This is a genomic window from Acidocella sp., from assembly GCF_035535915.1.
GTDB lineage: Bacteria > Pseudomonadota > Alphaproteobacteria > Acetobacterales > Acetobacteraceae > Acidocella.
Map to the genome: position 1 here is coordinate 41,658 of NZ_DATLPB010000063.1, position 13,512 is coordinate 55,169.

General features: G+C 65.5%; 13 protein-coding genes and 1 tRNA gene. 6 read left to right on the plus strand and 8 right to left on the minus strand.

Features of this window, described 5'->3' with window-relative positions:
- Positions 1 to 27 precede the first annotated feature (27 nt).
- Positions 28 to 951 (minus strand): alpha/beta hydrolase fold domain-containing protein, encoded by a 924-nt coding sequence (locus VNC39_RS07225; protein WP_325397631.1) that lies wholly within the window; start codon positions 949 to 951, stop codon positions 28 to 30.
- 133 nt (positions 952 to 1,084) lie between these two features.
- On the opposite strand from VNC39_RS07225, the gene VNC39_RS07230 reads away from it, so the two are divergent.
- Complete coding sequence (locus tag VNC39_RS07230; RefSeq protein ID WP_325397633.1) at positions 1,085 to 1,999, plus strand: LysR family transcriptional regulator; 915 nt, start codon at positions 1,085 to 1,087, stop codon at positions 1,997 to 1,999.
- Between the two features lie 139 nt (positions 2,000 to 2,138).
- Here VNC39_RS07230 and VNC39_RS07235 read toward each other — a convergent pair.
- A tRNA-Gly gene (locus VNC39_RS07235) sits at positions 2,139 to 2,213 on the minus strand.
- A 119-nt stretch (positions 2,214 to 2,332) separates the two neighbouring features.
- Between VNC39_RS07235 and VNC39_RS07240 the strand changes: the two genes are divergently transcribed.
- From VNC39_RS07240 to VNC39_RS07260, 5 genes are read left to right on the plus strand one after another with little or no spacing between them, the layout of a single operon-like run.
- Complete coding sequence (locus VNC39_RS07240; RefSeq protein WP_325397635.1) at positions 2,333 to 3,271, plus strand: tetratricopeptide repeat protein; 939 nt, start codon at positions 2,333 to 2,335, stop codon at positions 3,269 to 3,271.
- Between the two features lie 3 nt (positions 3,272 to 3,274).
- Positions 3,275 to 3,949 carry an LON peptidase substrate-binding domain-containing protein gene (locus VNC39_RS07245; protein WP_325397637.1) on the plus strand — a complete coding sequence of 225 codons (675 nt, stop codon included), beginning with the start codon at positions 3,275 to 3,277 and terminating at the stop codon, positions 3,947 to 3,949.
- A gap of 1 nt (position 3,950) precedes the next feature.
- Entirely contained in the window at positions 3,951 to 4,157 is a 207-nt protein-coding gene (locus tag VNC39_RS07250; protein WP_408840335.1) for a Trm112 family protein, read from the plus strand.
- Positions 4,154 to 4,504 (plus strand): DUF971 domain-containing protein, encoded by a 351-nt coding sequence (locus VNC39_RS07255; RefSeq protein ID WP_325397639.1) that lies wholly within the window; start codon positions 4,154 to 4,156, stop codon positions 4,502 to 4,504. The genes VNC39_RS07250 and VNC39_RS07255 overlap by 4 nt, the downstream gene beginning before the upstream one ends.
- Before the next feature lie 2 nt (positions 4,505 to 4,506).
- Positions 4,507 to 5,985, plus strand: coding sequence for a DHA2 family efflux MFS transporter permease subunit (locus tag VNC39_RS07260; protein ID WP_325397641.1), 1,479 nt, complete (start codon positions 4,507 to 4,509; stop codon positions 5,983 to 5,985).
- Positions 5,986 to 6,093: 108 nt separating this feature from the next.
- Here the strand turns inward: VNC39_RS07260 and VNC39_RS07265 are convergent, their stop codons facing one another.
- The 6 genes from VNC39_RS07265 to VNC39_RS07290 all read right to left on the minus strand — a co-directional run bounded on the left by VNC39_RS07265 (position 6,094) and on the right by VNC39_RS07290 (position 13,351).
- A complete protein-coding gene (locus VNC39_RS07265; RefSeq protein ID WP_325397643.1) occupies positions 6,094 to 7,758 on the minus strand; it encodes an NADPH-dependent assimilatory sulfite reductase hemoprotein subunit in 1,665 nt (554 codons plus the stop codon).
- A gap of 25 nt (positions 7,759 to 7,783) precedes the next feature.
- Complete coding sequence (locus VNC39_RS07270) at positions 7,784 to 8,467, minus strand: phosphoadenylyl-sulfate reductase (protein WP_325397645.1); 684 nt, start codon at positions 8,465 to 8,467, stop codon at positions 7,784 to 7,786.
- On the minus strand, positions 8,467 to 10,230 hold the full coding sequence (locus VNC39_RS07275) for a diflavin oxidoreductase (RefSeq protein ID WP_325397647.1): 1,764 nt from the start codon (positions 10,228 to 10,230) through the stop codon (positions 8,467 to 8,469). Before VNC39_RS07275 ends, VNC39_RS07270 begins: the two co-directional genes overlap by 1 nt.
- A gap of 31 nt (positions 10,231 to 10,261) precedes the next feature.
- Complete coding sequence (locus tag VNC39_RS07280; protein WP_325397649.1) at positions 10,262 to 10,837, minus strand: precorrin-2 dehydrogenase/sirohydrochlorin ferrochelatase family protein; 576 nt, start codon at positions 10,835 to 10,837, stop codon at positions 10,262 to 10,264.
- A 180-nt stretch (positions 10,838 to 11,017) separates the two neighbouring features.
- A complete protein-coding gene (locus VNC39_RS07285) occupies positions 11,018 to 12,427 on the minus strand; it encodes a sensor histidine kinase (protein ID WP_325397651.1) in 1,410 nt (469 codons plus the stop codon).
- Between the two features lie 12 nt (positions 12,428 to 12,439).
- Complete coding sequence (locus VNC39_RS07290) at positions 12,440 to 13,351, minus strand: patatin-like phospholipase family protein (protein ID WP_325397653.1); 912 nt, start codon at positions 13,349 to 13,351, stop codon at positions 12,440 to 12,442.
- Positions 13,352 to 13,512 lie beyond the last annotated feature (161 nt).

A 13,512-nucleotide genomic window follows, 5' to 3' on the forward strand; every position in this document is an offset into this window, starting at 1 on the left:
CGCTTTTTTCAAAAAGCGGCTGCTTTCTTAGCGCCAGTGGCGGCCAAGGAACGCGGCCACCGCGTCGAGCGCGTGGCGCGCGGCTGGTAGATCTTTCACAGAATTTTGGAAGACGTGGTGCAGCCCTTCGAAAATATCGAGCTGCACCACGCCGCCCTTTTTCTCAGCCGCCTGCGCATAGCGCCTGGCGTCGTCGAGCAGCAATTCGTCGCCGCCGACCTGGATGAGCAAGGGCGGCAGGATTTCGGGCAGGTTGTAAAGCGGCGACGCCCTTCCATCCTTCGGATCGGCGCCGGCGAGATAGGCAGCGGCAGGCCCGGTCAGCATCTCCGGCTGGAAGATGGGGTCGTTTATGTCGGGGCTGGTGAACGAGGCGCCGGTCATCGTCAGATCGAGCCAGGGCGAGAAGACCGCGATGGACGCGATCGCCGGTGTGGTCGCCGTATCGCCCAGCACGCTGAGGGCCAGGGCGCCGCCGGCGGAGTCACCGACCAGCGCGACCTGGGAAATGCCCTGGCGGCCCAGCCAGCGGCGAATGGAGGCGGCGGCCTCGGGCGCGGCGGGGAATACGTGCTCCGGCGCCAGCGGATAGTCGGCCACGAACGCCGCCACCCCGGCGCGGACCGCCACCTGGCTGGCGAGGCCGCGATAGGCCTGGGCCGAGCCCAGCATGTAGGCGCCGCCGTGCAGGAAGGGGATCGCCCGGTCCGCCGGGGCGCCGGCCGGCCGTACCCACCAGCCGCTCACGCCGTCGCGGTCGATGGCGTCCAGGGTGACGCCATCGGCGATCGGTGCGCCGGCGATCAGCTTGTCGTAGGTCTCGCGCTGCGTGCCGGTGGAATTCTGGAACAGAAGGTGGATTTCGGTGAGCACGGCTTGCTCGATGGGGCGCTCATCGTCGGGCAGAACGTGCCGCGTCTCAAAGGGGGGCGTCTTGGTGGCGATGGTCACGGAATTTACCTCTGGTTTGGAACCGGAAAAGTCCGGCTTCGTCTGACGGCAGAAGTATCCATTTCTATCTGGACCAGAAGTCTGGAGCCTGGAATAGAATCCATTCCCAATAGGAAGTATTGGAGACCCTTCAATGGACCGGCTCGACGCGATGCGCCTCTTCGTCCGTGTGGTCGAGCGCGGCAGCTTCTCGGCCGTGGCCCGGGAAGCAGGGATCGGCCAGTCGGCAGTCAGCAAACAGATCGCCGCTCTCGAAGCCCATCTGGGAGCGCAACTCATGCGCCGCACCTCGCGGCGCATGACCCTCACCGATGCCGGCCAAATCTTCTACGAATCCGCTCTGCGGCTGGTCGAGGAATTCGACGCGGCGGAGTCCCTGGTTGGCCGTGGCCAGTCCGCGCCATCCGGGCTGGTCCGGGTGACCGTCGCCCCGGTGTTCGGGCGGCTTTACATCGTGCCGCGGCTCCCGGCGTTTTTCGCGCGCTATCCGGACATCTCCATCGAACTCACCGGGTCCGGGCGCGCCATCAATTTGATCGAGGAGGGCGTCGATCTGGCGATCCGCAATGGTGAACTCGTCGATTCGAGCATGATCGTACGTCGCATCGCCCTGGCGCCGTTCGCGACCGTCGCCACGCCGGCCTATCTCGCAATCCGCGGCGTGCCGCGGACCCCCGCTGAACTCGACGCCCATGCCTGCCTGATGTTCGCCCCGAACCATGAGCCGCTGCCATGGGAGTTCCGGGACGGATCGGCGTCCATTCTGCATTGCCCAAAGGCGAATTTCCGCACTGAAGATGCCGAACAGATCCGCGCCGCGGTGCTCGCCGACCTTGGCCTGGCCCACGGCCCGGCCTGGGTGTTCGCGCCCGAAATTGCGTCCGGCGCGCTCCGAGCCGTGCTGGCCGACTACGCTCCTGGCCCGCTGGCCATCAGCGCGGTCCATCCCGCCGGCCGGCGTCTGCCCACCAAGGTCAGGGTGTTCATCGATTTCCTGGTGGAGACTCTGGCGGGCGATCCCGCGCTGACGGGCCTACCCCGGCAATAACTTGGCAGCGGCGGCTTTTGCCGAACCGCGACGCCGCTTTGGCGGCAATCCGCCTATTCCAGGCGGATGCAGGTTTGGTTTATAGAGGAATATAATGATTTCGATACGACCAGGAACCGGACAAGATCCGAAAGTTCGCTGGAGCGGGCGAAGGGATTCGAACCCTCGACCCCAACCTTGGCAAGGTTGTGCTCTACCCCTGAGCTACGCCCGCAAAGCGTGAGGGGGGTATTATCCAAGCTGGAAAGAGATTGCAAGTCCCCATTGTCGCGGGGTGTGAGGGGCGGGCAGGTTGCTATATATATCTTTGGAAACCCATACGGATCACCGCAGATGAACAGTCTCCTTAGCTCCATGAACGACCCGATTCCGGCCAACGCGGCTGGTATGATCATTGACGGCACCCAGGCGAATTTCATGGCCGAGGTGGTCGAGGCCTCCCGACAGGTTCCGGTGCTGGTCGATTTCTGGGCCACCTGGTGCGGTCCCTGCAAAACGCTCACCCCGACGCTGGAAAAGGTGGTGCGCGCCCAAGGCGGGCGCGTGCGGCTGGTGAAGATCGACATCGACCAGAATCGCGAACTGGTGGCCCAGCTTTCGCGCATGGGCCTGCCGATGCAGTCGGTGCCGACGGTGGTGGCGTTCTGGCAGGGCCAGCTGGCCGACACGTTCTCCGGCGCGCTGCCCGAGAGCGAGGTGAAGCGTTTCGTCGAAGCCTTGCTCAAACTGGCTGGCTCCAGTGCGCCTGGCGCAGACCTGGTCGCCGAGGGCAAGGCGCTGCTGGAGCAGGGCCAGGCTGAAGCGGCGGCGCAGTGCTTCGCCGCCGCCGTGCAGCAGGACCGCGATAAGGCGGAAGCCTGGGGCGGCCTGGTGCGCGCGCTCATCGCCATGGGCGACGAAGAACAGGCAGAGGAGGTGCTGCGGGAAGTGCCGGCGCCGCTTACCGAGCATGCGGAGGTTGCCGGCGCCCGATCGGCTCTGGCCCTGCTGGCCGAGGGGCGCAAGGCGCAAGCGGCGCGGGCGGGACTCGAAGCGCGGCTGACCACGAACCCGGATGATTTCCAGGCCCGTTACGACCTTGCCACCGCGCTGAATGCATCCGACGCCCGGGAAGAGGCCGCCGATGCGCTGCTGGAGATCGTGCGCCGCAACCGCGCCTGGAATGACGATGCCGCGCGCCTGCAGTTGCTGAAATTTTTCGAGGCCTGGGGGTTTGACGACGCGGCGACGATGGCGGCCCGCCGCAAGCTTTCGGCCCTTCTGTTCAGCTGAGCGATGCGCGGTTTCCATCCCCAGTTCGCTGATCTGCCTGAGGATTTTCCCGTCTTTCCGTTGAACGGCGCGCTTTTGCTGCCCGGTGGCCGGCTGCCGTTGAACGTGTTCGAGCCGCGCTATCTGGCGCTGGTGGAGGATGCTCTCGGGGCCGGCCGGATGTTCGGGATGGTCCAGCCGGATAAGCGTCTGGCCCGGGGTGATACCGGCCCTGGCCTGTACCGCACCGGCTGCCTGGGCCGCATTTCCTCCTTCAGCGAAACCGATGACGGACGCTTCCTGATCACGTTGACCGGGCTGGTCCGTTTCACCATCATCGAGGAAATCGAGCCGCTGCGCGGCTATCGCCGGGTACGGGCGGCGCTGGGTGGCTATGCGGCGGATCTGCTCGAGCCGGGGGAAACAAAGCTGCCGTTCGAGCGTGACGATCTGCTTAAGGCGTTGCGCCGTTATTTCTCCCACGCCGGGGTGGACGCCAATTGGGAGGCGATCGCCGCCATGCCCGATTCGGCGCTGATCGTCTCGCTGTGCATGGCCTGCCCCTTTGCGCCGGAGGAAAAACAAGCTTTGCTGGAAGCCAAGGACGAGAGCGACCGGGCGCGCGCCTTGCTGGCGCTCCTGGAAATCAATGCCTTCGAAGACGGCCACGACGAAGACGACGAACCGAAAGCAAGCTGACATGAGTACCGAACAAGACATGCCGGAGCCGAACGTTCCGGTGGACCCGCGCCTTCTGGAAATTCTGGTTTGCCCGCTCACCCGCGGCCCGCTGGTGTACGACCGAAGCCGCAACGAGCTGATCAGCCAGAAAGCGGGATTGGCCTACCCGATTCGCAACGGCATCCCGATCATGCTGGCCGATGAGGCGCGCAGTCTCGAATCGTGAACACACCGACGGACATCAAGCTCCACCGCGCCGACAACATCCTGGAGGTCAGCTTCACGGACGGTTCGGTGTTCCGGCTGACGGCGGAATATCTGCGCACGCAAAGCCCGAGCGCCGAAGTGCAAGGCCATGGGCCGGGCGAGGGGCAGCTCGTGTTCGGCAAGAAACATGTCGCCATCACGGGACTCGTGCCGACCGGCAACTACGCGGTGCGGCTGAAATTCAGCGACGGGCACGATACCGGCATTTTCACCTGGGATTATCTCTACGCTCTGGGCCAGGAATTCAGCCGGCGATGGCCTGAATATCTGCAGAAATTGGAGGCCGCGGGACGGCACCGGGAATAAGCATGGACAGCGAGGCCGAACCGGAGATTTCCAGGGGGCGGATGCGGCTCATAGCGGTCATCGTCGCGACCGCCTTGTTCATGCAAAACCTCGATTCCACCATCATCGCCACAGCCCTTCCGGCGATGGCGCGCAGCTTTCATGCCGACCCGCTGCATATGAGCGTGGCACTGACCTCGTATTTGATCAGCCTGTCGGTGTTCATCCCGGCCAGCGGCTGGGTGGCCGACCATTTTGGCGCGCGCCAGGTGTTCCGCGCCGCCATCATCGTCTTCACTCTGGGTTCGGTGCTGTGCGGCATCGCCCCCGATCTGCTCGCCCTGGTGCTGGCGCGCATCCTGCAAGGGCTGGGCGGCGCCATGATGCTTCCGGTCGGACGGCTGGTGCTGCTGCGTTCGGTCTCGCGGTCGCAGATGATCGCGGCGATGTCCTGGGTGACCATGCCGGCGCTGGTCGGCCCGATTCTCGGCCCGCCGCTCGGCGGCTTCATCGTCACGTATTTTTCCTGGCGCTGGGTGTTCGACATCAACGTGCCCATCGGCGTGCTCGGCGTCATCGCCGTGGGGCTGTTCATCACCGATGTGCGCGAGGCTGATCGCGGCGGCCGCCTCGATTTCACCGGCCTGATCCTCACCGGATTTTCCATGGCGGCGTTGATGGCCGGGTTCGAGACGATCGGCCGCCACCTTGTGCCGCTCAGCTGGACGCTCGCCAGCCTCGGCACGGGCCTGGCCGCGCTCATCCTGTATATTTTGCACGCGCGCCGCGCCGTGCACCCGATCCTCGATTTGTCGCTGCTGAGCGTTCAGACCTTCGCCAGCTCCGTGATCGCCGGCAGCCTGTTCCGCATCGCCGTCGGCGCCATGCCGTTTCTGCTGCCGCTGATGCTGCAGCTCAGTTTCGGCGAATCGCCGCTGCAGAGCGGCCTTGTCACCTTCGCGGCCGCCGCCGGCGCGCTGACCATGAAGCCCGCCGCCCAGCCGTTGCTGCGCCGTTTCGGTTTCCGCACCGTGCTGGTCGTCAACGGCGTGCTGGCGTCGGCCTTCATCATCGCCTGCGCGGCGTTCCAGCCGGACTGGCCGATTCTGGTGCTGGACGCGGTGCTCCTGGTCGGCGGTTTTTTCCGTTCGCTGCAATTCACCGCCTACAACACCATCGCGTATGGCGACATTCCGCGCGCGCGCATGTCGGCGGCCACTTCGCTCTACGCCACCATCCAGCAGCTTACGCTCACTTTGGGCATTGTCGTCGGCGCGGCGGTGCTGGAGATCGCCAGCGCCTGGTCGCATCACGCCACGGCAACGCGCGACGACTACGCGCTGGCCTTCCTCGTCGTCGGCGGCATTTCCTTAGGCGCGGTGCCGTTCTGTGCTCGCCTGCACCCCAATGCGGGCGAGGAACTCAGCGGACATCACGTGGCGTTGGAAGCGGCGGGTGACGCGGAGAAAAAGGAAGTGCTACTTTTTGTGAACAAAAAGTAGCAAAAAAACTTTATTTATGCTGGGCCTTGGGCGTTGGCGCTGACATAGCCTGAGGCCCAGCAAAGCAAAAGTTTTTGGTGCCGCTTTTTTCAAAAAGCGGCTGCTTTCTTACACGATCCCGCGCCGGGTTATGAAGTCGCCGAACCCTTCATTACCTTGCCGCGTCTGGGCGTAATCGGCGAAGAGCGGCGCCAGCGTGGCGAGGATCGTTTCTTCGTCGGCGTCTTCCTTATAGATGCGGTTCAGCCGCGAGCCGTCGGCGTTGCCGCCTAGGTGCAAATTGTAGCGGCCCGGATTGCGGCCGACGAAGCCGATTTCGGCGAGGTAGGGGCGGGCGCAGCCATTCGGGCAGCCGGTCATGCGCACCGTGATCGGCTGTTGGGCGAGGCCGTGTTCCGCCAACAGCGCGTCGAGCTTGGTGATCAGTCCCGGCAGATAGCGTTCGGCGTCGGTCAGGGCCAGGGCGCAGGTCGGCAAGGCCACGCAGGCGATTGCCGCCTCGCGCAGCACCGAGCCGCGTAGCTTCACGCCGTGGGCGGCGAGAATTTTCTCGATCTCGGCGCGCGCCGCATCATCGGCCTTGGCGACGATGATGTTCTGGTTCGGGGTGAGGATGAACGCGACATCGAGCGTTTCGGCGATCCGCTTCAGTGCCGCCTTCAGCTTCCATTCGCCGACATTGGCAACGCGCCCGTTTTCCACGAACAGGGTCAGATGGTGCAGCCCGTCTTCGCTGGTATGCCAGCCCATGCGGTCGCCGTTGCCGGCGAATTTGAACGGCCGGGCCGGCTCCAGCTTCACCTTCAGGCGGGAATTGATTTCATTGACGATGAAATCCAGGCCGCGATCGACGACCGTGTATTTCAGCCGTGCGCGGCGGCGGTTGGCGCGGTTGCCGTAATCGCGCTGCGTCGTCACCACGGCCTCGGCCACGTCGACGGCGTTCTCGACCTTGCAGAAGCCGATCACTTCGCCGACGCGCGGGAAGGTTTCCGCATCGCCATGGGTGGCGCCCATGCCGCCGCCGATCAGCACGTTGTAGCCGACCACGTCGCCGTTCTCGACGATGGCGATGTAGGAGAGGTCGTGGGCGAACACGTCCACGTCGTTCTGCGGCGGCACTGCCACGGCGATCTTGAATTTGCGCGGCAGGTAGGTGGCGCCGTAGATCGGCTCGACCTCCGGTTCCTTCGTGACCTTCTCATCATCGATGAAAATCTCGCGCCAGGCGCCGCTGCGCGGCAGCAGGTCGGTGGAGATGTCGCGCGCGGTCTTTTCCGCCTGCGCATAGGCGCGGCCGGCGAATTCGTTGGGCGTGCACATCACGTTGCGGTTCACGTCACCGCAGGCGGCGATGGTGTCGAGCAGCACGCTGTCGATCTGCCGCAAGGCGGGGCGCAGATTGGTCTTGATCACGCCATGGAACTGGATCGACTGGCGCGTGGTGATGCGCAGCGTCTGGTTGCCGCGCTCGTCCGACAGCCGGTCCATCGCCAGATATTGCGCGCGGCTCAGCACGCCGCCGGGGACGCGCAACCGGGCCATGAAGCTGTAGGCCTTGTCGAGCTTGCGCTTGGCGCGCTCGGGCCGCAGGTCGCGGTCGTCCTGCAGATAGATGCCGTGAAACTTGATGAGCTGCTGGTCGTCTTCGGACAGCGCCCCGCTCTCGACCACGTTCAGCCCCTCGGCGAGGCCGCCGCGCAGGAAGCGGCTGTTGGTCTTGATCGTTTCGTTGTGGGAGAGCTTCGGCGTATCGGTGGTCTTGTCAGTCATTGGTGTCTTCCCGAAAAGGAGGGCGTCAGGCCATGGAGGCCGCGGCCCGGCGCGGCAGGTGGATGCCGCATTCCGTCTTGTCGCGCCCGGCCCAGCGGCCCGAGCGTTTATCGCCGCCAAGCGGCAGCGCGGTACAGGTGGCGCAGCCGAGCGAGGTGTAACCCTGGGCCTGCAGCGGGTGGCGCGGCAGGTCATGGCGTTGGAAATAGGCCTCGATCATCGCATCGTCCCAGTGCGCCAGCGGGTTCACGGTGGTGCGCCCGTCCGGCCCGGTCTCGACCAGGTTCAACTGGCTCCGCGCGCCGCCCTGGGCGCGCTTGCGCCCGGTGATCCAGGCCTCGAACCCTTCCAGCGCCGCGTCGAGCGGGTTGGTCTTGCGGATCGCGCAGCACAGATCGGCGTCTTTTTCCCAGAGGCGTCCGTCCGGGTCCCAGGCGGCGAGCTGCGCGCCGCTCGGGCGCACGCTGCGCACGTCGGTCAGGCCGAGATAGGCGACCAGCCTGTCACGGTAGGCCAGGGTCTCGGGAAAGAGCTTTCCGGTGTCGAGGAAAATGACCGGCACCGTCCGGTCGATTTCCGAGATCATGTGGAGCATGATGGCGGATTCGGTGCCGAAGGACGACACCAAAGCGATCTTGCCCGTGAATTGTTCGCCCACCGCCTGCGCCAGCACGCTCTCGGCGGAAGCGGATTCGACAATTTCCAGCATCAATACACGTCCTTTTTGTAGCGCCCGGCGCTGATCAGCGCGTCGAGGGCGGCTTGGCCCGCTTTTTCATCGCGGCCGTCGGCAAGGATGCGGTTCAGGGTGGCGTCGACATCGCGCGCCATGTGCTTGGCGTCGCCGCACAGATAGAGGGTTGCGCCCTGGTCGAGCTGCTGGCGCACCCGCTCACGCTGTTCCCACAGCACGTGCTGCACGTAACGCTTCTCGGGCTGGTCGCGCGAAGAGGCGAGGTCGAGCCGCCCGAGCACGCCGGATTTCAGCCAGTCCTGGATCTCCAGCTGGTAGAGGAAGTCGTACAGGAAGTGGCGATGGCCGAAGATCGCCCAGGCCTGGGTGCCGGCATTGGTCGCTTCGAGTTCCTGGAGGAAGCCGCGATAGGGCGCCACGCCGGTGCCGGCGCCGATCATGATGATCGGGGTTTCGGCGTTTTGCGGCAGGCGGAAATGCGGGTTCGGGCGCACGAAGATCTTCGCGCTGCCGCCGGCACGCAGGCGGTCGGTGATCATGCCGGAAGCCACGCCGAGCCGTGCCCGCCCGGCGGCCTCATAGGCCAGGCGCGCGACGGTGAGATGCGCTTCCTCGCCGACCAGTTTCTGTGACGAGGCGACCGAATAATAACGTGGCGCCAGCGGCCGCAGCAGAGACGTGAAGGCGTCCGCCCCCAGCCGGTGCGGGAAAGCCTCCAGCAGGTCGATCCATTGCCGTCCGGCCAGGAACGCGGCGCGCTCGGCCTCATTCTCGGCCAGGGACGCGGCCTGGGCATCGCCGGTCAGCGCCGCGTAGTCTTTCATCTGCTTGGCCGTCAGCGTGCTGATGTCGTAGCGCGCCGTCAGCGCCTCGTGCAGCGCGGCATCACCCTCAAGGCCCACGGCGCGGGCCATGGCGCCGACCAGCGCCGGATCGTTTTCCGGCACGAAGCCGATCGCATCGCCCGGCTCGTAGGTGATGCCGGAGCCGGCCAGCGAGAGCTCGATATGGACGGTCTCGGAGTCCGCGCGGTCCGAGGTGAGCTTGTGATGCGCCGTGATCTCGGCGGCGAAGGGGGACGATTTCGACGCGGCTTCCGCCGCCGGCTTGTGGAAATCCACATGGATGACCGAGCCGGCGAGGGCGGCGTCGGCATTTTTCGGCGCCAGCGTTTCGAGCGTGGCGGCGAGCCAGGTTTTGGCGCCGGCCTCATAATCGAGGTCGAGATCGATGCGCGCAGCGGCGCGCGTGGCGCCCAGGGCTTCGAGCCGCGCGTCGACCTGCCGGCCGCTTTCGCAGAACTGCGCATAGGAGGAGTCGCCCAGGGCCAGGACGGCAAATTTCACGCCATCGAGACGCGGCGCGGCGTCGCCCATCAGCGCGCGGAAGAAAGGCGCGGCGCGTTGCGGCGGTTCGCCGTCACCCCAGGTGGAAATGATGGCGATGATCGTGCCGGCATCTTTCAGGCTTTGCACGTCGGCATCGGCCACATCCTGCACGCGCGCGGCGAAGCCGAGCTTGGCCGCGTCCTGCTTCGCCTTGGCGGCCAGCGCTTCGGAATTGCCGGATTCGGTTGCGTACAGCACGAGCAGTTTTGGCTTCGGCCCGGCGACGGCGGCAGCGGCGGGCTGCTTGCCTTCCGCGGCATCCATCCCGGCGAGAAAACCGGCGAGCCAGGCGCGCTGCACCGAAGACGAGGCGCCGATGACCTTGTCGAGGGCGGCGATCTGTTCGGGGGCGAAGGGCGCCGTGTGGGGGAGGGCGATCAGCTTGGACATGTCCGAATAACCTTGGGCAGGGGAAAAGGGATTAATTCTGGGGCGGCAGGGAGAGCCAGCAGCGCTCCGCGACGAGGACCTCGATCCGGCGGGCGGCTTCTTGCATGCTCACGCCCTCGTCCTGCCAGCGCCGCCGGAGTGCTGCGACTTCGCTCACCCGTTCGTCCCATTCGGGACCGAAGCCGGTTTCGAGCGTGCGCCGGATGGTCCCGGCGAGGCCCGGCGCCTTGCCGTTGGTGGAGACGGTCAGCAGCAGGTCGCCGCGGCGCAGCTCCGCCACGGAATGAAAATCGCAATGCTCCGGCACGTCTTCGACATTCACCAGCACGCGCAGGCGGCGGGCAAGGGTGGCGAGCTCAGCGGCGGCTGCCGGCGCGACATCGACGATCCAGAGAACATGCAGCGCCTGCAGTGCCGCCTCGTCCGGCAGCGCGGGGCGCAGGAACGTGCCGGCTTCGGCGGCGAGCTCGGCGCTCGGCGCATCCGCGAACAGCAAAATTTCCGTGGCGCCGCCCTGGCGCAGGGCGCGCAGCCGGCGCAGCGCCAAGGAACCGTTTCCTGCAACGGCAAGTTTTACAGCGTTTGGATCGAGGGCCAGGGGAATCATAGCCTCTAAGAAAAGGATTTTTTCTTTTTGATCAACGCCTCGCCAAAAATAAACAAATTTTACTGGTGACGGCGCATTCGAGAAAAAGTCATCCCCTTTTTCGGCGTTTTGTCAAAAGCGTGAGGTTATCCCATTTATCTCTATGGATTGAGTAGTTTTTGTAAAACGCACCGTGCAATGTCACACGGTAAGCTCGGCCGGCAATTCCATGATGAACGAGGTGCCGTCCGGTCCGGTCTGCGCCAGCTGCAGGTCGCCGCCATGTGCGCGCACCAGATCGCGGGCGATGGTCAGGCCCAGCCCGGTGCTGCCGTGGCGCCCGGAACCGGTGAACGGCTTGAACAGGTTTTCCTGCACGCGGGACGGCAGGCCGGGCCCGTTATCCCTGATGTTCAGCCGCGTCATGCCATTTTCGCCCGCGACGGAAATGGTCACGCGGTTGGCCCCGGCCTCCACCGCGTTGCGCAGCAAATTCACCAGCACACGGTAGATCTGCTCCCGGTCCAGGGCCAGCACCAGGGTCTCGGGCACGTTGTTTTCGATCGTGACGTTGGCCTCGTCGGGGCGGAGCGCCTGCGCGGTCTCGTCGATCAGGTCGTGCAGCACCACCGAGGAGCGGATGATCGCGGGCGGACCTTCGCGGGCGAAATCCACGGTGCGGCTCACCAGCTGGGCGGCGCGCTCCACCGCGGGGATCAGCGTGCGCGCGGCACTCCTGATGGTCGGGTCCTCGGTTTCCTGCAGCCGGTCGGCCACCAGCAGCGCCGAGCTGAGGATGTTGCGCAGATCATGGCTGATCTTGGCCACGGCGGTGCCCACCGCGGCGAGCCGCGCATTGCGCCACAAGGCAGCGCGCATTTCATCCTGCAGTAATTTCAGCTCACCCGCGGCACGGGAAATTTCATCCTCTCCCCGGCTCGCCAGCCAAACGAGGTCGTTCTGCCCGTCCTGTTCCGGGGCATGCCGGAAGCCGACGATGCTGGCGGTGAGAATCCGCATCGGGCGGACCAGCAATCGGTCAAGCAGGGTGAACACCAGCGAGCCGGTCACCAGCGCGATGATCAGCGAGAGAACCAGGATATGCAGGGCATAACTGCGCAAGTGCCGTGCCAGCTTGGTGCCGCTTACGGTGATGTCGAGCATTGCCTTGTTTTGCAGCGGGCTTGCGGCGACGACCCGCAGCCAGTGAGGGCCGAGCCCGATGACCGCCCGCTGGGCCTCCCAGATGCTGGCGGCCAGCGGTTCTGTCGCCAGGTCGATGGTCGCATCCGGCGCCGGGACGGGCTGGTCCTGGCGCATGACCACGATCAACCGCCCCGGCTCGGCCAGCCGGATGGACGAGGTGTCCGAGAGTCTCAGCAGCGCATCCGCGGTTTTCGGATCCAGCGCGCCGGGGCTTACGGCTGCGGGGAACGCCGCCAGATGCGCTTCCGTCACATGTTGCCACAGCCAGGCTTGGCGGTCCCGGCCCAGGCTCGGCATAAGAATCAAGATTTCCACCAGCAGGATGATGCCGACCGTCAGCCACAGCACCCGGGCGGACAGGCTACGGCCGAACAACTTGCGTCTGACGTTGCGAAGCGGGCTCATCGGTTTCGGCTGTCACGCCACCGTGAGGCGAGCGGCGGCCTCACGGCCGGCGATGAAGAGATCATCGAGAAAAGAGCGTTCCACATTCATTTTCGAGGTCAAAGGATGTTGGGAAAGCGCGGCGTCGGCGGAGATGTCCAGCAGGCGCGTGTATGACGGCAAGAGCGCCAGTTCGGCGTCGAGCGGCGCCTGGAAGGCGATTTCATGCAGTCGGTGCAAAATATCGACGGTGCTGCTTGGTACGCCCCGGCGCGCGCGCGGCTGGGCGCGGATCAGCACCAGCTGGCTTGGGGCCGGGGTGAGCACGGGCGCCAAAGGCGGGTTGCAGGAATATCCGCCATCCCAATAGGCGCGGCCATCGATGGTCACCGTGGGAAACATCATGGGAATGCAGGCCGAGGCCAGGAGCGTGTCCACGCTGATCTCGGCATTGGTGAAGACCCGCGCCTCCCCCGATTCGACGTCGGTCGCGCCGACATAGAGCCTCGGCGCCGCGGCGTCGCGGATGGCGTCGAGATCGAGCAGGTCGGCGAGCAAGGGGCCCAGGGGATTTTGCCCGAACGGGTTGAGCTGGCCGGGGCTGAACAGACGCAGCGCGTTGGTGATGCCCGCCCAGGCCAGGTCGTTGCCGAGCCCGCCCCACATCCAGTCGAGCGCGCTGTTCAGATTGCTGAAAATATGGGCGTCGGCGACCCGCTGCCAGAGCTGCGTGACCGCCGCGCGCGCGCCGTTCGGGCCATTATGGACATAGCCCTGAACCGCCATGGCGGCGATCAGCGCGCCCGACGAGACGCCGGTAGCCGCCGAGAATGTCAGGCCATTTTCGAGCAATCGGTCAAGCGCGCCCCAGGTGAACGCGCCGTGGGCACCGCCGCCCTGAAGGGCCAGAACGTTGCGAGGCCGGGTCGATGTGAAAAACGACATGTGCTCAGGCTGCACGTTCCGGGAAGGCAGAGCAATATCCTAAGGGGTCATTCCGGCAGGCTATCTCTGGCCTAGGGCGGAATTTAATGTCGACGGCCTGCGCCCGGAAGGTGATTTCAACCAAAAGGCGTGGCGCCCATGCCTTGGCGCAAGAGTTCGCG